14 protein-coding genes are annotated in these 20,840 nt (G+C 59.4%); 7 read left to right on the top strand and 7 right to left on the bottom strand.

Going from position 1 to position 20,840, the window contains the following annotated elements; all coding sequences use genetic code 11:
• Window positions 1–208 precede the first annotated feature (208 nt).
• Together ACIQJ2_RS05950 and ACIQJ2_RS05945 are read right to left on the bottom strand one after the other, a co-directional pair.
• Entirely contained in the window at window positions 209–1,432 is a 1,224-nt protein-coding gene (locus ACIQJ2_RS05950; protein WP_400667795.1) for an MFS transporter, read from the bottom strand.
• Window positions 1,433–1,756: 324 nt separating this feature from the next.
• Window positions 1,757–2,452, bottom strand: a complete 696-nt coding sequence (locus ACIQJ2_RS05945; RefSeq protein ID WP_400667793.1) for a GntR family transcriptional regulator — start codon at window positions 2,450–2,452, stop codon at window positions 1,757–1,759.
• Between the two features lie 306 nt (window positions 2,453–2,758).
• On the opposite strand from ACIQJ2_RS05945, the gene ACIQJ2_RS05940 reads away from it, so the two are divergent.
• The 6 genes from ACIQJ2_RS05940 (at window position 2,759) to ACIQJ2_RS05915 (ending at window position 9,958) form a co-directional block, all read left to right on the top strand.
• The gene (locus ACIQJ2_RS05940) at window positions 2,759–2,977 is read left to right on the top strand and encodes a hypothetical protein (protein WP_400667791.1); all 219 of its coding nucleotides are present in this window, start codon (window positions 2,759–2,761) and stop codon (window positions 2,975–2,977) included.
• Window positions 2,974–4,800: an ABC transporter ATP-binding protein gene (locus ACIQJ2_RS05935; protein WP_400667789.1), complete on the top strand. Its 1,827-nt coding sequence runs from the start codon at window positions 2,974–2,976 to the stop codon at window positions 4,798–4,800. Before ACIQJ2_RS05940 ends, ACIQJ2_RS05935 begins: the two co-directional genes overlap by 4 nt.
• Before the next feature lie 43 nt (window positions 4,801–4,843).
• Window positions 4,844–6,379 carry an ABC transporter substrate-binding protein gene (locus ACIQJ2_RS05930; protein WP_400667787.1) on the top strand — a complete coding sequence of 512 codons (1,536 nt, stop codon included), beginning with the start codon at window positions 4,844–4,846 and terminating at the stop codon, window positions 6,377–6,379.
• Between the two features lie 63 nt (window positions 6,380–6,442).
• Window positions 6,443–7,366, top strand: coding sequence for an ABC transporter permease (locus tag ACIQJ2_RS05925; RefSeq protein ID WP_199148256.1), 924 nt, complete (start codon window positions 6,443–6,445; stop codon window positions 7,364–7,366).
• A 6-nt stretch (window positions 7,367–7,372) separates the two neighbouring features.
• Window positions 7,373–8,221 carry an ABC transporter permease gene (locus ACIQJ2_RS05920; RefSeq protein ID WP_400667785.1) on the top strand — a complete coding sequence of 283 codons (849 nt, stop codon included), beginning with the start codon at window positions 7,373–7,375 and terminating at the stop codon, window positions 8,219–8,221.
• A gap of 6 nt (window positions 8,222–8,227) precedes the next feature.
• A complete protein-coding gene (locus tag ACIQJ2_RS05915) occupies window positions 8,228–9,958 on the top strand; it encodes a M14 family metallopeptidase (protein ID WP_400667783.1) in 1,731 nt (576 codons plus the stop codon).
• On the opposite strand, the gene ACIQJ2_RS05910 is transcribed toward ACIQJ2_RS05915, so the two are convergent.
• Complete coding sequence (locus ACIQJ2_RS05910; protein ID WP_400667781.1) at window positions 9,942–10,829, bottom strand: LysR family transcriptional regulator; 888 nt, start codon at window positions 10,827–10,829, stop codon at window positions 9,942–9,944. The two genes, ACIQJ2_RS05915 and ACIQJ2_RS05910, sit on opposite strands and share 17 nt — an antisense overlap.
• Before the next feature lie 104 nt (window positions 10,830–10,933).
• Between ACIQJ2_RS05910 and ACIQJ2_RS05905 the strand changes: the two genes are divergently transcribed.
• Window positions 10,934–12,163, top strand: coding sequence for a YbfB/YjiJ family MFS transporter (locus tag ACIQJ2_RS05905; protein WP_400667779.1), 1,230 nt, complete (start codon window positions 10,934–10,936; stop codon window positions 12,161–12,163).
• A gap of 551 nt (window positions 12,164–12,714) precedes the next feature.
• Here the strand turns inward: ACIQJ2_RS05905 and ACIQJ2_RS05900 are convergent.
• The 4 genes from ACIQJ2_RS05900 to ACIQJ2_RS05885 form a co-directional block, all read right to left on the bottom strand.
• The gene (locus ACIQJ2_RS05900) at window positions 12,715–13,326 is read right to left on the bottom strand and encodes a hypothetical protein (protein WP_400667777.1); all 612 of its coding nucleotides are present in this window, start codon (window positions 13,324–13,326) and stop codon (window positions 12,715–12,717) included.
• A gap of 473 nt (window positions 13,327–13,799) precedes the next feature.
• Entirely contained in the window at window positions 13,800–14,990 is a 1,191-nt protein-coding gene (fdhA, locus tag ACIQJ2_RS05895; protein WP_199148249.1) for a formaldehyde dehydrogenase, glutathione-independent, read from the bottom strand.
• A 644-nt stretch (window positions 14,991–15,634) separates the two neighbouring features.
• On the bottom strand, window positions 15,635–17,671 hold the full coding sequence (locus ACIQJ2_RS05890) for a beta-galactosidase (RefSeq protein ID WP_400668678.1): 2,037 nt from the start codon (window positions 17,669–17,671) through the stop codon (window positions 15,635–15,637).
• 122 nt (window positions 17,672–17,793) lie between these two features.
• Entirely contained in the window at window positions 17,794–20,829 is a 3,036-nt protein-coding gene (locus ACIQJ2_RS05885; RefSeq protein ID WP_400667775.1) for an aminotransferase class III-fold pyridoxal phosphate-dependent enzyme, read from the bottom strand.
• Window positions 20,830–20,840 lie beyond the last annotated feature (11 nt).

Here is a 20,840-nt window from a genome sequence, read left to right as displayed (position 1 = left end):
CTATCCGAGCAGCGCCCGTTCGTCAACAGGCAGCCGCGTGGCGCATGATTGGAAAAAATGCCGATAACGTCCATCTGCGCCGCCACAGGCCGTCGCAATGGAGCAGCATGCAAAGCCCTATCAACCCCGCGAAGGGTTTGCAGCAGGTTTAGGATCGCTCGGAACCTGCCATGGCGAAATAAAAGCTGAGCCCGGGGAAGTAGCCATTTTACTCGATAACGCCGCGCCGTGCCATCAGCGCCAAGCCGATCATCGCCAGCAGGGAGAAAATCGCTGGAAGGTAGAAGACATTCGGAAGGCCGAGATAGGCGACACCAAGGCCACCGACACCGCCGCCAAGCGCCATCGCCAGCGCCGAAGAACTCATGAAGATTGCGGAGGCGGTTGCGACGGCATTCGGAAGAAGGCGCTGGGCGACGATCAGCCCCAGCACCATGTAAAGTCCCCAGACGCCACCCATCAGCGTCTGTCCGGCAAACATGCCGACAGCCGTTGGCCAGGCCGCGAAGCATAGATTGGCAATGACACCGCACGCCGCTGCGATGCACATCAGCCAGAGCGTGCCGATCCGCCGCGCCAGCATGACGCTGAACGGCATGAGCAGCAACTCGATCAACGGCTGGGTTCCAATGACCGCGCCGCGCACTCCAGGATCGATCCCGAGATTTTCCTCCATGTAAAGCAGGAGAAAGCCGTATTTGATAGGCTCGCCGGCATAGACAAGCACGTAGAGGCCGGTAAAGGCCAGAAGCGGCGCCATATCCGACCAGCTGAGCGAACTGGCCGTATTGGTCGCATGCGTCACTTTTTGCTTGGGGCTCGACGAAACGTTCAAGGTTCCCAAGGGGACGACCTGCGCCACGAAACAGATAGCCGTCGCCCAGAACATGGTGCGCAACCCTGTTTCAGCCGCCAACCACGCGCCGATAAACGGACCGACGATCCAGCCGGCCGTCAACGCCATCCGGATAAGTGCAACCACACTTTCGTTCGCACCCGCCGGATTTCTCTTCAGATCGTCATGGATGGCAGTAAAAAGCTGGGAGGTAGCGGAGCCGGAGAACGCCAGGACGACAGCGCCGATCACGAACGGCATCCAGGGCGCGTTCGAAAGTGCGAAACCCACCCATCCAAGAAAACCCGCCATGGCACATAGCCGGAACAGGCTGAGGCGCTTGCCTGTCCTGTCAGAATAGCGGCCGACCAGATAGCCGGCAACCGGCGCCGTCAGGCCCGTCAGATAATAGAGCCCGGCCACGGGCATGGATGTTCCGAGTACCTTGACCAAGAAGACGACGATCTGAGGCAATGAAGCCGAGGTCCCCACCCCCGAGAGGAAGAGGGCTAGCGTCGCACCGCGATAGAGCGGAGATGCCCATACCTGCTGAATTGCCGTGGCTCTCCCAGAGCCTTTCAAGGATTGCGCGTCCATTCCATTTCGATCCGTGGTAGCCGGTTGCGTATTTAACCCAGAGCCTTATGCCTCTCTTCGGAGGCCTAAGGCTCTAAGTCTTTGAATCTACGCATCAGGCTTTCCGAAAACCGATTCCGATTTTCGGGCCGATGCTGCAGTCCGGTTCGACGCGCATGACCACCCTGATCGCCAACGACCAGGATCAGCCTTTTTGGACAAACGGAATCACGATTTCGTCCCGGATAACGGGTATCCTTCCGCCAAAGCAGCTGCCATGGCAAATGTTTGCTTCAAGCCACAGCCTTTCATATGATGATTTCCACAGCGATCGCCGTTCAGGCTTCAGCCGGGTATGGCCCTCGAATATGCGGCCAGAATAAACCGCTCGGCCTGATACAGATATTTCTCCAGCGCCTCGGCGGCATTCGCGGTCGCTCCCTCCTCGAGATGAGCGAGAATCGTCGCATTCTGCCCGACATAGGGAGCATGCAGATATTCCGGGTCACGTATCAGGCCGAACACCAGACGCAATTCCAGCGAGATCTGGGCATAGAACGCCGAGAGCCTGGGACTGTCGGCCAACTCGACGATAGCGGCATGAAAGGCGATATCGGCGCTGCCGACATCGAGCCATTCGCTGCGGTCACGGTGCTTTATCGCCGCGTCCACGGCGGCCCGCATCTTGCTGATGCTCGGATGACGATGATGCGCGCCGGAAACCGCCGAACACTCTATGAGCCGGCGGATGTGGAAGATATCCATAATGGTGGAGATGCTCGGCGTGGTAACGAACACGCCTCGATTGGCTTCATGGCGCAGCACGCCTTCCGTGGTCAGCAGGCGAAAAACCTCCCGCAGCGTATTGCGCGAAACCTGCAGCTCCTCGCACAAGGTCGCCTCGGAAAGGTGGCTTCCAGGCGATAGTGTGCCGCTGATGACCCGCTCCCGGATCCGCGCCGCCGTTATCTCCGTCACGGTCTGTCCGGTTTCCGCTGCGGTTGTCGTCGGCTCGATACTCGCAAGCTTCGTCTGCTTCATTTGCTCTCCTGGCGCTTGCGGTTGATGGAGCTGCGACGCCTGTCCATCTCTGCACTCCCCGCCAAACTATGCATCGCTGCGAAGGCTCGCAAGCAATCGGATTTCTGATAACAATTCATTGGGTTAAGCGTCCGGCGAAGCCGCCACGTTGGACGATTCCATGCAAACTCCTCCCAGTTTCCGGCGAACAGCACGAAAATTGTTGAACAATATAGACCAGATTGTTGTTTGATGCTATCTCATGGCCTAAGAAATATATTGGGAACATAGATACGGATGATCGCGGGGCGCCCGATTTGGAGGAAAATGTCGCTTGTTTTCCAGAATCAAATGGTTGCGGGCGCCAACACGCCATCCTCCGATTCTAGCGGCGATCTCGACGAGGGCTCCGGCGTGTTCACACCAAAAGGCGATGTCGTTGCCGTCGGGAACACAATGAAAATGGAAGTGCAGATCGTGTGTATCAAGCCGCCAAATTCCAAAAGCACCTGGAACGACCTGCACAATGCCGAGGTGGGCGCATGACGAAGGCGATGGACACCAACAAACCGCTTCTGTCGATCGCGGATCTGACCGTAAGCTTCGGCCAAAGCCGCGTGGTGGAGGGTCTTTCCTTTTCCGTAGAGCCCGGCCGGACGCTTGCGGTCGTCGGGGAGTCCGGATCCGGAAAATCGGTGACGTCACTTTCGATCATGCGGCTTGCCGATATGATGGGCGCACGCTTCGAGACCGGCAGCATCACCTTCAACGGCAAGGACCTTCTCAGGCTCCCGCAGAAAGAGATGCGCTCTATCCGCGGCAAGGAGATCGCCATGATCTTCCAGGAGCCAATGACCTCGCTCAACCCGGTCTTTACGATCGGCGACCAAATCTGCGAAGTTCTTTTGCTGCATGAAGATATCGGCAAATCCACCGCGATGACAGAAGCCCGCCGGCTTCTTGAAATGGTGCGCCTCCCCGATGCGGAAGCGCTGCTGAAGCGCTATCCGCACCAGCTCTCCGGAGGCATGCGCCAGCGCGTCATGATCGCCATGGCGCTTGCCTGCCGCCCCAAGCTTTTGATCGCCGACGAGCCGACGACAGCGCTCGACGTCACCATCCAGGCGCAGATTCTCAACATCATGCGGGACCTCCAGAAAGATCTCGGCATGGGCATGATCTTCATCACCCATGACATGGGTGTCGTCGCCGAAATGGCAGACGATGTGGTCGTCATGTGGAAAGGCAAGAAGGTCGAAGAAGGGCCGGTTCGCGACATATTCGCCAATCCGAAGCACCCTTACACCCGCACCTTGCTTGCGGCCGTCCCGAAGCTCGGCAGCATGGCTGGCGAAGACTTTCCGAAGCGCTCGCCCCTTATCGTTCTTGAGGGCGGCGAGCCGAAAATCGTCGGTGAGGAGCGGGTTCAAAATACCGCCCGTTACGATCAGCCACCATTATTGTCCGTGCGCGACCTCTTCGTACGTTTCGACATAAAGAAGAACATATTCGGCCAGGCCACACATCGTTGCAGTGCCGTCCAGCAAGTCGGCTTCGACATCCACCCCGGCGAAACGCTTGCCTTGGTCGGTGAATCCGGCTCCGGCAAGTCGACCATCGGCCGCACCATCCAGCAATTGCAGAAGGCCCGAGCTGGCGAAATCACTTTCAACGGCAAGAGTTTTGCTGCGATGTCGGCGGCGGAACGCTTCCGCATGCGTCGGGATGTGCAGTATATTTTCCAGGATCCATTTGCCTCGCTCGATCCGCGCAAGACGGTCGGCTTCTCGATTGCCGAGCCGATCAATACCCATGGCATCATCCTGGGCTCGAAGGAGGTTCGTCGCCGCGTGGACGAGCTTCTGGAACGCGTCGGCCTGACATCGGCCCATGCGGAGCGTTATCCGCACGAATTCTCCGGCGGTCAGCGCCAGCGCGTCTGCATTGCCCGCGCGCTTGCCTCGGACCCCAAGCTCATCATCGCCGACGAGGCGCTTTCGGCGCTCGACGTGTCGATCCAGGCGCAGATCATCAACCTGTTCATGGATCTTCAGGCCGAACGCGAACTTGCCTACCTCTTCATCAGCCATGACATGGCGGTTGTGGAAAAGATAAGCCACAGGGTCGCGGTTCTCTATCTCGGCCAGATCATGGAGATGGGCAGCCGCCGGCAAGTTTTTGAGACGCCGATGCATGATTACACCCGCCGCCTTCTGTCCGCCGTTCCGGTCGCCGACCCAACGGTCGAGCGCAAGACCGCGCTGCTCGAGGGCGAAATTCCAAATCCCGTTCGCCGGGTCGGTGATGAACCGCCCATCCTCGCCCGCGAGGAAATCGGCGCCGGTCATTTCATCGCCAAAAGCGCATAAACGACCACCATCCATGCAACGATCTGAAGAGGAAACAGGTTCGATGAAAAAAATCAAATTGGGGCTGAGAACCGCTCTTGCGGTGCTCGCCCTCTCCGGTGTCACCGTCAATGCCGCCCCGGCGCTCGCAGCCGGAAAGATGACGATCGCTTCGTCGCAGGACCCGGGCAGCTGGGATCCGATCGATACGTTCCTGGTGGCTTGGGCCGCCGTGTCGACCAATATTTTCGATGGCCTGACCTATCGCGGTCCCGACCTCAAACTGGTGCCCGGCCTTGCTGAATCCTGGGAAGAGCTCGACCAGGGCAAGCGCATCCGCTTCAAGTTGCGCCACAACGTCAAGTTCCACGATGGCGAGGCCTTCAATGCCGAAGCGGTGAAATTCACCTTCGATCGCCTGTTGGGCGATGAGGGCGCAAAGGGCCCGCAGCGCTCGAACTACACCGCGATCGAAAGCGTCGACATCATCGACGATTATACGGTCGACATGAAGCTGAAGGCGCCTGATCCGGTGCTGCTCACCAAGCTTGCCGGCTATGGCGCAATGATCGTCCCGCCGAAGTACATCAAGGAAAAGGGCGAGGACTACTTCAACCTCAATCCGGTCGGCACCGGCGCCTTCAAGTTCGTTTCCTATACGCCGAAGGTGAATATCAAGCTCGCAGCCAATCCTGATTACTGGGGTGGCGCGCCAAAGCTTTCCGAACTCGAATATCGCTTCATCAGCGAGCCCGCGACCGCCGTTGCCGAGCTTCAGGCAGGCCGTGTCGATCTCGTCATCCCGCCGATCATCCCGATCGGCATGCTCCCTGTTATCCAGAACGATTCCAAGCTGGAGATTGCCAGCGTTCCCGGCCCGACGGTCGACGCGCTGCGCTTCAATACCCGGGACGGCATCACGGCTGATCCGCGCGTGCGCAAGGCCATCATTATGGCGATCGACCGCGCAACCATCATCAAGTCGATCCTCGTCGGTCAGGCCGTCGAGATCACCAGCTTCCAGGGTGCATCGTCCTTCGGCTACGATCCAGAACTGAAGGCTCTTCCCTACGATCCGGAAGGCGCCAAGAAGCTGCTCGCCGAAGCAGGCGTCAAACCCGGCGCGACAATCCAGATCGACATTCGCGGCAACGACACGACCATGAACGAGGTGTCGCAGGTCATTGCAAGCTACCTGCAAATGGTCGGCATCACCGCGACCCTCAAGCCCTATGAGACCAACGTTCTGCTGAACGACATCATTCCACAGGGCAAGACCGGCGCGATGTTCGAGCAAAAATGGGGCGGCTGGACCTTCGACTTCGACAATACCGCCTATGCGATGTACCACTCCGGCGAAAAGTGGAATCCCTACGAAAAGGATGCGACGCTGGACAAGCTGCTGGAATCCCAGCGTCCGCTCACCGATCGCGCGGAGCGTGAGAAGATCCTCAAGGAGATCGGCAAGTACGTCGCCGACAAGGCGCTGGAGCTGCCGCTCTATAACTCCAACGCGATCTACGGCATCAGCAAGCGCGTGAAGGGCTTCGTGCCCGCGCCGGATAACCGCATCAAGCTGAATGAAGTCACCGTCGAATAATCGTCAATCGTGGCGCCGCCGGACTGTCCGGCGGCGTCCTACTGCAAATTTCGGGAAAAGAACGTGGCCGGTTTTCTCATCAAGCGATTGTTGCAGGCGATTTTCGTCGTCATCGCCATCACACTTCTCGTCTCCTTCGCCATTCGTCTGACAGGCGATCCCGCCATGATGATGTTTCAGGGCGGCGGCAGCATGACGGAAGAGGATCTGGTGCGCATTCGCGCAGCGCTCGGTACGGACCAGCCGTTCATCATCCAGTATCTGACCTTCCTGAAGGGCTTGCTGACACTGGATTTCGGACGCAGCTTCACGGGCGGCACCCCCGTCTCTCAATTGATCGCCGGCGCCCTACCCGCCACCTTGCTGCTCGCCTTCATTGCCATGGCGATATCGATCGTGCTCTCCATCCCGCTCGGGATCAAGGCTGCGACCGCGCGCGGCAGGACGGCGGACCAGATTATCCGCGTTCTCTCTCTGCTCGGGCTTTCCTTCCCGAATTTCTGGCTGGCACTGATGATGGTGCTACTGTTCTCGATCACGCTTGGCTGGTTGCCACCGAGCGGCATGGTCGGGATAGCCAGCTACGTCATGCCGGCCCTGACCATGGGCGTCATCCTGACGGCGACGAATGTGCGCCTGGTGCGCACCGCCATGCTGGAAACGCTGCAGTCGCAATATATCATGGTCGCACGCGCCAAAGGCCTCAGCGAGAGCAAGGTGCTTTACAAGCATGCCCTTCGCAACTGCGCCATTCCGCTGATCACCTATTTCGGCATCCAGTTCGGCGGATTGCTCGGCGGCATCGTCGTCATCGAGCGCGTCTTCAACTGGCCCGGTCTCGGAACCCTTGCCTTCGACGCCGTCGCCGCCCGCGACTATCCGCTGTTGCAGGGCGTGATCACTGTGCTGGCCTTGTTCATCGTCGGCGTAAACCTGCTGGTCGATATCGCCTACGGGCTCGTCGATCCCCGTATCCGCACGGAGTAACCGCCCATGGCCGCCACGACCTCAAGCCGTTCGCGATTCTACAGCTTCGAATTCATCGTCGGAGCGTTACTGACCGTCGTCATTTGCCTCGCCGCCATATTCTCCGATGTCCTCTTTCCGGGTGGAGCCGAGAAGATCGATCTGATGGCCCGGCTTGCGAGACCCTTTGCCAGCCTCGCACACCCGTTCGGAACTGATCCGCTTGGGCGCGACGTGCTTGCCCGCGTCATCGCCGGCGGTAGGATATCGCTGCTGGTCGGCCTCACCTCCGTCATTGGCGGCGTTGTTCTCGGCGTCCTCGTGGGACTGGCAGCCGGCTACTATCGCGGCATCTGGGATGTGCTCCTGATGCGCTTTGCCGATATTCAGCTCGCCATGCCCTTCATTCTGCTGGCGATTACCTTCATCGCCATCGTCGGCGGCAGCCTCACCAACACCATCATCCTGCTGATCGTGTCGCAGTGGGTCCAATATGCCCGTCTTGTCCGCGGATCGGTGCTGACCCTGCGCGAGCGGGAATTCATCCTCTCGGCTCGCGCCATCGGCGTTAGGGATTGGCGTATCATCTTCCAGCATTTGCTGCCGAACCTTCTGGGACCGGTGATCGTGCTGATGACGCTGAACATCGCCAACAATATCCTTCTCGAAAGCAGCCTCACCTTCCTCGGCCTCGGTGTCGATCCGACGATCCCGAGCTGGGGCGGCATGCTGGCCGACGGACGCACCTATTTGCAGACCGCGTGGTGGGTCAGTCTTTTCCCGGGTCTTGCGATCCTGTTGACCGTGCTCGGCCTCAACCTCCTGGGCGACTGGCTACGCGACAGCCTTGACCCGACTGGCAGAACGACAAGGTAAGATATCATGACCATGATTTTCGAGAGAAGCTTTGAACGCACGCTTTCGCGGCTCGCGGCAGATGCCAAGGCTGGCCAGGAATTCGAGGCCTGGACCTTCGACGACAGACGGAGCCGCCAGGACATGGAGCGCAAGCTCAAGGAAAAGGGTGTTCGAGCCCGCATCCGCAGCGCCTATAAGCCCCTCGTTCATGCGTTTCTTGAGGAAATCGACCTGCATGGCGTGGATGCAATCGAGATCCACTATCCCGTACATGCGAACGCGCCCGCCAACCGTTTCCGGTTGGAAGCCTATCCGCTTGCGGCGATGGTGGGAAATCGCGATATCACCTTCGTTGCCAGAGCCGACGGCAATTTCCATTACGACGTTCTGTTGAAGAGCAGTGCGCACAGCGAGCGCAGGGTCAAAGTGTTGGTGCCCAATCGCGTGCACATCGACGCGGCCGGCGAAACGAGCGTTTCGCCAACCGGCTGGTTGGTGCGGGATGACAACACGCCCGGCGAACGGCTGGTCACGGACTACGAGCAGCTTTTCCAAGAGACCATAGCTGCGATTACCCAGTTCGACTGGGGTGCGACCGAGCCCTATTTCGAAGAACTCAATATTCGCGTTGCACTGCCTGCTGTGGACGAGACGCTGCCCGTCGGCGACGAAGTCATGAGCCTTCGAGAAGCACTGCACGAGGACTTCTATTTCTCGCTGCTTGAGTTCTTCCAGAAGAAGTCGGGTCGCCCCCTCGGCGATCGAGGCCTGAAGCCGGGACAAATCGTTCCACAGATCCTGCTATCCCAAGGCGAAATCTCGGTCAGAGTGGAAACACAATCATTGACCTCGCGCTACTGGGACGGCGCCGAGCAGCAGATCGAAACGGCGGCAGAACCTCTGGCCGTGCGGCAGATCGAGGCGGTGCTCGAAGGGGTCGGCGGCGAGGCGTTCGAAGCCGTCACTCGCTCCGGCCGCGCGGTCAAAGCCCGCTATATCAAGGGCCGCGACGCGGCTGTGATGATCAGCGGCGGGCAGCACGCCAATGAGACGACCGGCGGCGTTGGCGCACTGCGCGCCGCGCAGCGGCTCGTGACGATCGAAGGCGCGCATTTCACGATCTCGCCGCTGGAAAATCCCGATGGCTATGCGCTGCACCAGCGTTTGCGCCAGGACAATCCACGCCACATGTATCATGCCGCGCGTTACACCGCGCTCGGCGACGATCTCGAATATCGCACAGAGGACAATGCCGGCCCTCACCTCTACGAGAAGAAAATCCGCTTCCAGGCAGAAAAGCTAAGCGGCGCGCAACTGCATGTGAACCTGCACGGCTATCCCGCTCATGAATGGACACGCCCGCTTTCCGGCTACGTGCCGCGGAACTTCGCCATGTGGACATTGCCGAAAGGCTTTTTCCTGATCGCCCGCTATCATTCCGGCTGGGCAACGCAGGCCGAGCAACTCCTGGATAGGGTTACCAGGCATCTGGGCGCCATTCCGGGACTACTGGACTACAACGACAGGCAAATAGCCCTCTACGAAATCCACGCCGGCGAAACCGGCTTCCGGATCATCAACGGCTTCCCATGTCTTGCGGACATCGACGATCGCCATACCGTGCCGGTGACGCTGATTACCGAGTATCCTGACGAGACCATTTACGGCGACGAGTTCGTCGCCGGTCATACCGCTCAGATGGAAACGGTCATCTCGGCATACGATGCCTGGCAGGACATCACGGCTTCGAGCTGAGCAGAGCGGACTTCGATCGCAGCATATCGAGGAGTGCGACCATCGCACTCGATGTATATGCGTCCCTCCGACGGACGAACAGCGTGTCCACGAGCGATCGTTCCGGCGCGAGCTCGTGGAGCGCAACCCTGCCCTCCTGCCGCGCCGAGGCGACAATACCCTTCGGAAGAAGGGCAATCCCGACGCCCGCCGAGACACAGCTTATGATCGCGTCGAGCGAGCCGAATTCCAGCGGCTTTGCGGTGACGATGCCCATCTCCGCCAAAAGCGTTTCCAGCCGCTGGCGATAGGAACAGCCGATCTGGAAGACGATGGTTCTGAGGTCGGCCATCCCCGGCAGCTCATCCATCGAGCGGACGGAGGAAGAGGTAACAAGAACGAGCTCCTCCTGAAACACCGCCTCCTGCACCAGCTCCGGATGGCTGACCGGCCCCGCCACGAAAGCACCCTCGAGCCTGCATTCGAGCACCTCGTCGAGAAGCCTCCTTGTCGTACCCGTGGTGACGACCAGGCGGACCTCCGGGTAGGTTTTGGCAAATTGGCTGAGAACCGGAGACAGCCTCAAGGCGGTCGTGGTCTCCAGACCGCCCACAAGAAGGGCACCGCTCGGTGAGCCATCGTCCCTGGCGGCGCTTCGGACGTCGGATAGAAGTTTGGTGATGCGGCCAACGAAGGGCAGGATGCGCTGCCCGGCCGGTGTCGTCGACACGCCGCGCGCGTGCCGTTGAAAGAGGCTGACACCCAATTCCTCTTCCAGCAGCCGTATGCGCGCCGTCACATTCGATTGAACGGTATGCAGTTCCTGAGCCGCCCGGTTCATGCTGCCGTGGCGGGACACGGCTTCGAACACCTTAAGATCGGATACGTCCATATATCACCTATCTCTAGAACAGATAGCCATTCTCACAACAAATCAATTTTCATGATATATCTCGCGGCCTACGATCTCAAGCAGTGATAGCTGAGAGAGTTCCCATGACCGACACCACCGCACATGACCTCAATGGAAACCATGCGACAGCACGGATGGTCTGGCGCGCCGTCCTATCGGCATTCTGTGCCAACCTGATCGGCATCGGACTGGCGCGATTTGCCTATACGCCGCTCCTCCCGGCCATTGTTGACGCGCACTGGTTCGATCCATCCGCTGCCGCCTATCTCGGTGCCGCAAATCTTTCCGGCTATCTGGCGGGCGCACTGCTTGGACGCCCCATCACAGCACACATTTCCACCATCGCCATGCTTCGAGCCATGATGCTTGCGGCGACGGCAGCCTTTTTCGCCTGCGCCTTCTCCATCGGATTTACATGGTTTTTTGCGTGGCGTTTTGTCGCCGGCTTTTCCGGCGGCGCGTTGATGGTGCTGGCGGCACCGACGGTACTGCCGCTCATCGCACCAGCCCGCAGGGGGCTTGCAGGAGGTGTGATCTTCATGGGCATCGGTGCAGGCGTCGCACTGTCGGGCACGCTGGTTCCACTGCTGCTGCAAGAGGGGCTGCGCGAAACATGGCTCGGCCTCGGTGCTCTCTCGCTGCTGCTGACTGTGATTGCCTGGGTCGGATGGCCCCGAGACAGCGCAGCATCGCCGTCGCAAACCCGGCATAAGGCTCATGTGCCGGCACGCGGTACGCTACGCGCGCTCTACGTCGAATATGCACTAAACGCCGCCGGCTGGGTTCCCCACATGATCTTTCTTGTCGACTTCGTCGCCCGCGGCATGGGCAAGGGTCTGCAGGTAGGTGCGGAATATTGGGTTCTGTTCGGGATCGGCGCAACGCTTGGCCCAATCCTCGCCGGTCATCTCGCAGATCGCACCGGCTTCGGCGCCGCGATGCGGTTTGCCTTTCTGGTGGAAGCAGTTGCCGTTGCCGCTCCTGCCTTCGGTCTTGGCCAGGCATGGCTTATCGCTTCGAGCCTCGTGGTTGGCGCCTTCGTCACGGGAACCGCGCCTTTGATGCTGGGGCGCATCGCGGAACTCCTGCCGCACCACCCAGCACCGCAGAAAGCCGCATGGAGCACGGCGACCGTGTTCTTTGCATTGTTTCAGGCCGCGGCGGCCTACGGACTTTCCTTCATTTTCGGCCGAACCGACGGAAACTATCAGTTGCTGTTTCTTATCGGGGCGGTTGCGATGCTGCTTGCATTGGCAATCGATTTAGCAGCAGCAGTTTTCCTCCGCACTCCGCAAACGCAACATAGAGAATAGAAGATCGTGAAACCATATTCCGAGGCCCAGAATGCCCGTGGAATATCAGGCGGCAGCTATCCACCTGGAGAAAATCTCGGTGACGCCGCCTGTCCGGAATCCACTGCGATTTCTGTGCAGTTGATCGGCGCGATTTATATCTTCAATGCTTTGTATTCAATATCGACATGGGGAATTTAATGGCGATAACATCGGCTATTATCGCGCTTTCTCTGAAAGTACCTTGAGATTCAATACTGATAGACGGAGTGTATCATCGAAACTTTTATTGATACCTGAACCATCAATATGCCTACGTACTGTTGAACAAATGTATGTCTGGGTGCCATTGCATACATCGATGCTTTGCTAACCTGATATCATGTGAGCGTCATCGTAGGATCTTATCCTCCTCGAAATTTAGGAGGTTTCACCACGTCTTCGTTGCTTTTCCGATAGTGAAAATGACACCTCGATCAAACGATAACCACGTACCACTTGAGTGAGGGAAGTAGCTGCGGAGCGGAACGCATCATCAAAAATATAAAGCCCGCACGAGGCGGGCTTTATTATTATTCTGCAGCGGCATCAGCCTTTGTCTTGCGGCCACGTTTCGGTTTTGCTGCCTCGGCACTTGCCGCCGCCGGAGCAACTTTTGCCTTTGCGGCCTTAGGTGGGGCCTTGCTTGCCACCGGCTTTGTCGCGGTCGACTTCGCTGCGGCTGGTTTTGCTGCCGTCGTCTTTGCCGCAGCGGCCTTTGGTGCGGCCGGCTTTGCCTTCGCCTTGGAGGCAACCGCATCACCACCGGACTTAGCCGCATTCAACAATGCAACACGGCGGCGGCGATTTTGCTCGAGCGCCTGCTGGAAGCCTACGTCTTTTTCCGCATGATACGCCAGATCCTCGAGAAACTCCGCCACATCCTTGACGGTTTCGACGACGATATAGCTCAACCCTTGACCGGCATTGATCGAGTCACGTCCAACGGTGACGCCAAAGCCACCAGGCACACGCTGGAACCACGTGGAGCGCCACTTCTTGAAACCAGCGGCATCTCGCGCGTACTCTTCCAGATATGCTTTCTGCTCCTCTACTCTTGCACGAAAAGTGTCGACGACATTCCGTGCTCCAGCCTTAGGCTTGTCAGCCTTCTTCGAAGACCATTTCTCCAGAAAGTTTGCCATTGTCTGTTTCTCTTCAGGTTTGCGTTTTGTCCAAGTGGCCGTTTGTTCGGGTGAGCGATAACGGGGTTGCTCCACATGGATAGCCGCATAAATGTATAAGATAAGTATATAATGGCAACATCATCCGTCATCGCTGCTCACGGACATGCTTCGGCGCCGCTGCAATCTCCTGTCACCCGCCTCGATAGTATGCGAGTTTAGACCGCCTCCCCGCCGAGATTCCTAGCCGCTCCTGATGATGATTGGCGTGGCGACAAGCTGATACCGCAGCGCAACATCTCTACCTCATCTGGGTCAACTCGATGCGACGTCTGTAGCGATCGAGAAGACAGAACAAGCTCTGTTTTGGGTATGACCGGCGTCTATATCCGGAGAACTCGTGACAGTTCCTGAAAACGATATCGGGCGCCGAGAGAATATCTCCCGGCGCCCGATATTATGCCTATGGCGCAGTGGTCGCGATTGCCGTGCGCCTATGCGGCCTTCACCAGCTCGCCATGCGGATCCAGCACGAACTTGGTCGCTGCGCCCTGGTCGAAGCTCTCATAGCCTTGTGCTGCATCCTCGAGTGATATGATCTTCGCGTTGACGATATCGGCAATCGGCAACCTGTCGTGGAGGATCGCTTGCATGAGCTGCCTGTTGTACTTGATCACCGGTGTCTGGCCAGTGTGGAAGGATTGCGCCTTCGCCCAGCCGAGACCAAACCGCAATGACAGGCTGCCATGCTTGGCCGCGCTGTCGACTGCGCCCGGGTCTTCGGTAACGTAGAGACCGGGAATACCGATCGATCCCGCTGCACGCGTGATCTCCATCATTTGATTGAGGACGATAGCCGGCTGTTCACCACCTGAATGCCCCCTTGCCTCGAAGCCGACAGCATCGATTGCACTATCCACTTCATTGGTGCCGACAACTTCGGCAATCATCTCTCCGAGGCGGTCGCTCTTGGACAGGTCAATCGGCTCGAAGCCCACCTTGGCGGCGTGCGCAAGACGATCCTTGTTGAAGTCGCCGATCATGACGACGGCAGCACCCAGGATTCGAGCGGAAGCAGCTGCGGCAAGACCGACCGGGCCGGCACCTGCAACATAGACCGTCGATCCCACGCCGACGCCGGCACGAACCGCGCCGTGGAAGCCGGTGGGCAGGATGTCGGACAGCATGGTGAGATCGCGGATCTTCGCCATGGCCTTGTCGCGATCCGGGAATTTGAGCAGGTTGAAGTCCGCATAGGGCACCATGACATAGCGTGCCTGACCGCCGATCCAGCCGCCCATGTCGACATAGCCGTAAGCGCCGCCGGCACGCGACGGGTTCACCGTCAGGCAGACACCAGTGTCTTGCGATTTGCAGCAGCGGCAGCGGCCGCAAGCCACGTTGAACGGAACCGAAACAATATCGCCGACGTCGAGCATTTCGACATCAAGGCCTTTTTCGATGACCTGCCCTGTGATCTCGTGACCAAGCACCAGACCGGGCATCGCAGTCGTGCGCCCGCGCACCATATGCTGATCGGATCCGCAGATGTTTGTGGAGATCACCTTCAGGATCACGCCATGCTCGATGCGCCGACCGTCCGGTGCTTCCAGTTTCGGGTCGTCAATATTGCGGACCTCGACTTTGCCGGGCCGCAAATAGACAACGCCTCTGTTCCCAGTCATGCCATCTCCTCCTTGGTTTAACGCTGATCTTCGTTATGAGCGCTCGCACGCTTCAGATCGGCCCGCTCCTCAACGGGCTGAACAGCAGCAAAACGGTCACGGATGTCGCCATGTCAGCGGCATCCCCAACCGGCACAGATATGGCTGACCGAACGAGAAACAAGAGGTGAATGGGGCGATCCAAAGAGCCTTCCATCCGCCTTCAGATCACCCGCCGCGATCAGTCAGGCCTGCTGTCCAGGGTCGGTTCATGCCTGTCAGACATGTCCTTCAGGACATAGCCCGATGCATTCTCACGCGAGAGCGGCCGATTGACGACCTTTCCCGCACCCTGCCATCAAGACACATTTCGATGGCACCTTGGACATGAGCAGAAGATCATGCCTCGGAGCAAGGCGCGCGCAGGAAAGCGACATCAGTGCCTTGCAAGACGACATGGCGTGCTTTCGTCTCCGAGCACAGACCGTACGAAGTACCATTTCAATTTGGGCGATCTTTGAACGCCAATCGAGGCGCGCGAGCGCGGCAGGCCGACACCGGCTGCCTTGCTCGCCTCCCAAGTCCTTGCGGTTTTCCCCGCAAAACTCGCTCCCGGGCAAAACTGCCGATAAAACGGCAGCGCCCGAGATCACCGATGCGGTTGGTTATCCGACAGCAGCATCGCCGGTCGTCTGGATCCAGATCGCAACATCGACGGGTGCAACAAGTCTGCTGCCGACCAGAAAAGTCGCGTCTCCCGCGGCGGGCGCAGTCACTGCCTTGTTGCCGTAATTGAAGGCGAAATGCAGCTTGCCACGTCGGGCAAGACGCAGGTCGCCGAGATCGGGCAGACTGCCGACATCAGCCCATGCGAGCGTGTCTCCCATCAACTTCAGCAGGAACTCTTCGCGGGGAAGCGTTGCGCAATAGCGTGCCTTTTCATTGCCGATCAGCGCGGGTGCATCGGGCCTATAATCCCCCTGGAACGTTGCCAGCACTGTTTCCGTCGTCCGGATCGTTTCCCGCCATCCGGTCGTCTGGTGGCTGGTATTGCCGTAAAGGACGGTCTCGGACTGAAACGCCGGCAAAGATTCGACGCGCGTAACCCGGAAGTCAAGAAGATCGCCAAGCACGCCCGGCGGCAAATCGCCCGGAATATGCATGTCGCGCGTCTTGCTGCCGCTGCGGGGGCCGAACAAGACCTTCGCTTTTGATGCGTTGAGCCGCGTAGTGAAATCCGCATCAGGAATGACGAGATCCGGCGCCAGTACGAGCTTATATCCGTCGAGATCGGAATGCTGCCCGATGAAATCGATATCGACACCGAGGCGCGAGACGGCCGAATACCAGTCGAGCGCAATGGCGGAGGCAGCATAGTCGCGCCCCTGCGGCAATGCGCGGGTCGCAAAACGCGAGTCGTAATCGAGCAGCAAGGCGACGGAAGCCTTACCGCGCTTTTCGCCCTTCGGCAGCAGCTTCATCTCCTTGATGACCTCGGCCACTTCCTTATAGCCCTGATCCTCTTCGCTGTTGGGCAGCAGAAGGCCGGCATGGAATTGCTCCTGCGCAAAGGGCGCCTGGCGCCAGCGGAAATAGGACACCATGTCGACGCCGTGGGCATAGGCAAGCCAGGTCCACAGCCGCACCATGCCATCGGCCGGCGACTGATTGTGCGACGCCCAGTTCACCGGTCCGGGCTGCTGTTCCATGACCCAAACGCGGCCGCGGCCGACTGCACGATAAAGATCGTGGTTGAAAGCGGGCTGATCGGGGTCGCCGACGCGCAGATAGCGCTGCTTTTCCTCGGCACTCAGTCGGCCATTGATGAGCCCACCCATGGGATAGACGTCCCACGAAGCGATATCGATATCTTCGCCGACCTTATAGTGATCGAAGTCGGTGTTCTGCGACATGAAGTTATGCGTCACCGGCCGGCCTGGAGAATGGCGGCGAATGATGTCGACCTGCACCTTGTTGAAGCTCTGTACCTCATCGGAGGCGAAGCGGAAGTAATCGACAAGATGCGTCGGCGTCGGCTCTTCGACCAGATTGTTGGGCAGATCGACCTCCTCGAAGCTATTGTAATGCATGCTCCAGAAGGTGGTGCCCCAAGCCCGGTTCAGTTCCTCGATGGTGCCATGTCGAGCGGCAAGCCATTCGCGGAAGGCGTGGAGCGCCCCTCTCGAATAGCTATGGATCGTATCGTGATCGCCATACTCGTTATCTGTCTGCCAGGCATGAACGAAGGGATGATCGCCATAGCGCTGTGCGACGGCTTCGGTGATGCGGGCCGCTTCGAGACGATAGCGGCGGCTGGAGAAACAGTAGTGCCGGCGCGCACCGAATTTGCGAACAACGCCGCGTGCATCGACGGGAAGAATGTCGGGATAGCGATCCACCAGCCACTTCGGCGGTGCGGCGGTCGGGGTACCGATGATTACCTTCAATCCCGCCTTACCGAGCACTTCGACGGCCTCGTCGAACCACTCCCAATGGAAGACGCCGGATTGCGGCTCGATACGCGACCAGGCAAACTCGCCGATGCGCACCCAGGCGAGCCCGAGTTCCACCATGCGAGCGGCGTCCTCTTCCCATTTCGCCCGTGGCCATTGCTCCGGATAGTAGCAGACACCAAGCTCCAGCATACCGGCATCCTGCCGGCTTGCATCGAAATTGTTCTGTCTGGCGAGCGGCTTGTGCACTGTCTTGTCCTTCATCATTCAAGTCGCCGAACGTCGGGCATCACCCTTGTCGCAGTCGAAATTTAAACGTTTATATCGCCGCGAAAGCGTTCACGGCTTGATCTCTATTGTGGGGTGGAAGCTTACCGGCCCGGCAGGCTGGACAGAATCTCGTCCAGCGCCTCCAGGAACCGATCGCAATCCTCCGTGCTGAACGGCGCCGGCGGCTTCACCTTCAGCACGTTATGGTGCGGGCCTTCGCTGCTAAGCAGGATGTGGTGCTTGCGCTTCATCTCGGCGATCACGAAGTCGAGTTCGGTCGCCGCTGGCGCCAGCGTCTCGCGATTGCGCACCAGTTCGACACCGTTGAAGAGCCCGTGCCCACGCACATCGCCGATGATCGCGTGGCGCGCGGCAAGCGAACGCACGCCGTCCATCAATCGGTCGCCGACGACACGGCAATGGTGCATCAACCGCTCGTCGCGAATGACATCGAGAACCGCCAGGCCGATCTCGGCGGAAACGGGGTTGCCGCCAAAGGTATTGAAATACTCCATGCCGTTGGCGAAAGAGGCGGCAATGGCTTCCGTCGTCACGACAGCCGCCATCGGATGTCCGTTGCCGATCGGCTTGCCCATGGTGACGATGTCGGGCACTACGCCCTGCAACTCATGCGCCCACATGTGGCTGCCGACACGGCCGAACCCGACCTGGACTTCATCTGCAAGGCAAAGACCGCCCGCTGCCCGTACATGGGCGTAGGCTTCCTTCAAGTAATTGGCCGGGAGTGTCAGCTGACCGCCAGTGCCTAGAATGCCCTCGCTGAAGAACAACGCGGGACGACGACCTTCGACGGCAAGAGCGGCAACCTGGTTGCGCACGTCCTGCGCATATTTGCTACCGGCATCCGCATCGCCGTAGCGGAATCGGCCGCGATAAAGATCCGGCATCTCCGCCACCCGGACATGCCGCGGACGCCCTTCTCCGCCCTTGCCGGCGAACTTGTACGGACTAACGTCGATCAGGCTTGAGAGATGCCCATGATAAGCATGATCGACCGTGATGATATCGTGGTTGCGGGTGTAGGCACGCGCAAGCCGGATCGCGAGATCATTCGCTTCGCTGCCGGAATTGACGAAGAAGCAGACATTAAGGGGATCGGGAAACAGGCTCGCCAGACGGCGGGAATATTCCACCAGCGAGTCATGCAGATAGCGCGAGTTGGTATTGAGCTTGCCGATCTGCGCCTGCGCCGCCTTCACCACGCGGGGATGGCAATGACCAACGTGGCAGACGTTGTTGACCATATCGAGCCAGCGCGTGCCTTCCTCATCGATCAGATAGGCTCCCTCACCGCCGACGATTTTCAGCGGCGTCGCAGAATAGGCGATGCTGAGCGAACGGCCGATGCGGCGATGACGCTCGCGCACCAGAAAATCCTTGTCCCGCGCGACGACGACCGAGGCAGGCTTGGAGAAACCGAAGACGGCGCTCGGATCGGCACTGATAGCCCGCCACACCTGCCATTGATCGCGCACGCCGACACCGTGCATCTGCGCACCGAGACCGAGATGATCCGTGACGATCTGGAAATGCAGATGCGGAGACCAGTTGCCGTTTTCCGAGGCATCGCCGAGTGTGGAGAAAGCCTCGCCCTTCGCGATTGCCTGCCCCACCGAGAGCTTGGCCACACTTTCCCGCGAAAGATGGCCGTAGAGGCTCCAGAAGACATCTCCGTCATCCGTGCGATGTTCGAGCAGCACCGTAGGGCCAAAGCCGAACGCGACGGCATCGTCGTGAATGGAAGCGACCGTCCCGGCAAAAGGCGCATGCACAGGCTCTTGCGCTTGCCCGAAGAGATCGACACCGAGATGAATGCTGCGGCGCTGGCCGGCGGTCGGCGTCCGATAGGCATCGCTCTTGTAGATGTTCCGATCTTCACCGTAGAGACCGATGGCGAAGTCGGCCCCAGCCTGTTCGACACGCTCCTCGATCAAGCGGGCCGCGCCGGCGGCATCGAGCGACGCCCAGCTATCCGCATCCGGTCCCGCCGCGGTGAAATCGAGCGCCAGTACCTCCGGCTTCGCGACCGAAGACCGGAAGATCGCGGCAAAGTCATGCGCGTTCCGCTCCAGCCAGCGCTCGATGCGGGGGCCATGCGGGATAGGATCGAAGCCGCAGGCATCGCGGATGCGAGCAATCGCCAAGGAGCGGTTCTCGCGCTGGAGACGCTGCAACTCGCGCCAGACGTCTTCCTGACTGACGAGAAGATAGGTGTTTTCCGGATTTTCGCGGATCTGCTTGGCCGCCATGCACATGCTGACGGCATAGCGCGTGCAGGTCAGATCGAAGATCAACTCGGCTTCAGTCTCGCTGATCGGATTGACGGCGTGATAGGCGCCGGCGAGACGACCGATCGTCTCGACCGGATCTTCCGTACCGATCAGCGCATAGGCACCGGCAACCGCGATTTCGACAACCCGCCAGGTTTCGACCATATCGCCGAAGTCGAGCAGGCCGCTCACGGCACCGGTCTCGCCAAGCAGGACGTTGTAGTCGTTGGCGTCGTTATGGATGACCTGGCGCGGGCATTGCTGCAATCGCGGCAGTATCTCGACAACGAAACGCTCAAGGATAGCCCTCACGGTTTCGCGCTTTTCGGTATCCGTAATGAAGGCAAGGTTTTCCAGATGCATATGCGCACGGCCGATATCCCAGGCGTAAGTGCGCTTGGCGCCGGGATGGCTGAAGCCTTCGAGACTGCGATCCATCTCGCCGAGCAGGCGACCGAGCGTAACGACGCTTTGCATGCCACGCGCAGCAGATTTCGACCACACGCTGCCATTCAGCCACGTCAACACGCGCGCGGTACGTTTGCCGCGCAGCTCCGCTGCAATCGCGGTGGCACCATTCCTGTCCGCCAGCGCGCGGGAGATCGGAAGCTGCGGCGCGACGCGCGCCAGATGATCGAGCACGGCAATCTGCATAGCGAGATCGTCGGCATCGCCCGGCGCGTGCAGCTTGAGCAGGAAGCGGCTTCCATCTTCCGCTTCGACACAATAATTGAGATCGTGTTCGCCCGGCAGAGCGGTTATCTTGCCCGAGACGCCATAGCTGTCGCGGAGCAGTGCATCGATCGCCCGGATCTCGCCGTCATGCTGGCTGTTCGCGTCGGTCATTGCCAAACTCT

Source organism: Rhizobium sp. NPDC092011, assembly GCF_044756305.1.
Classification (GTDB): Bacteria; Pseudomonadota; Alphaproteobacteria; order Rhizobiales; family Rhizobiaceae; genus Rhizobium.
The sequence above is the reverse complement of the archived record's forward strand: the minus strand, read 5'-3'. Positions and strand labels throughout refer to the sequence as shown.

Coding starts and splice junctions, on each gene's coding strand:
- ACIQJ2_RS05950 (WP_400667795.1), bottom strand. CDS start 1,432: ATGGACGCGCAATCCTTGAAAGGCTCTGGGAGAGCCACGGCAATTCAG.
- ACIQJ2_RS05945 (WP_400667793.1), bottom strand. CDS start 2,452: ATGAAGCAGACGAAGCTTGCGAGTATCGAGCCGACGACAACCGCAGCG.
- ACIQJ2_RS05940 (WP_400667791.1), top strand. CDS start 2,759: ATGTCGCTTGTTTTCCAGAATCAAATGGTTGCGGGCGCCAACACGCCA.
- ACIQJ2_RS05935 (WP_400667789.1), top strand. CDS start 2,974: ATGACGAAGGCGATGGACACCAACAAACCGCTTCTGTCGATCGCGGAT.
- ACIQJ2_RS05930 (WP_400667787.1), top strand. CDS start 4,844: ATGAAAAAAATCAAATTGGGGCTGAGAACCGCTCTTGCGGTGCTCGCC.
- ACIQJ2_RS05920 (WP_400667785.1), top strand. CDS start 7,373: ATGGCCGCCACGACCTCAAGCCGTTCGCGATTCTACAGCTTCGAATTC.
- ACIQJ2_RS05915 (WP_400667783.1), top strand. CDS start 8,228: ATGACCATGATTTTCGAGAGAAGCTTTGAACGCACGCTTTCGCGGCTC.
- ACIQJ2_RS05910 (WP_400667781.1), bottom strand. CDS start 10,829: ATGGACGTATCCGATCTTAAGGTGTTCGAAGCCGTGTCCCGCCACGGC.
- ACIQJ2_RS05905 (WP_400667779.1), top strand. CDS start 10,934: ATGACCGACACCACCGCACATGACCTCAATGGAAACCATGCGACAGCA.
- ACIQJ2_RS05900 (WP_400667777.1), bottom strand. CDS start 13,326: ATGGCAAACTTTCTGGAGAAATGGTCTTCGAAGAAGGCTGACAAGCCT.
- fdhA (WP_199148249.1), bottom strand. CDS start 14,990: ATGACTGGGAACAGAGGCGTTGTCTATTTGCGGCCCGGCAAAGTCGAG.
- ACIQJ2_RS05885 (WP_400667775.1), bottom strand. CDS start 20,829: ATGACCGACGCGAACAGCCAGCATGACGGCGAGATCCGGGCGATCGAT.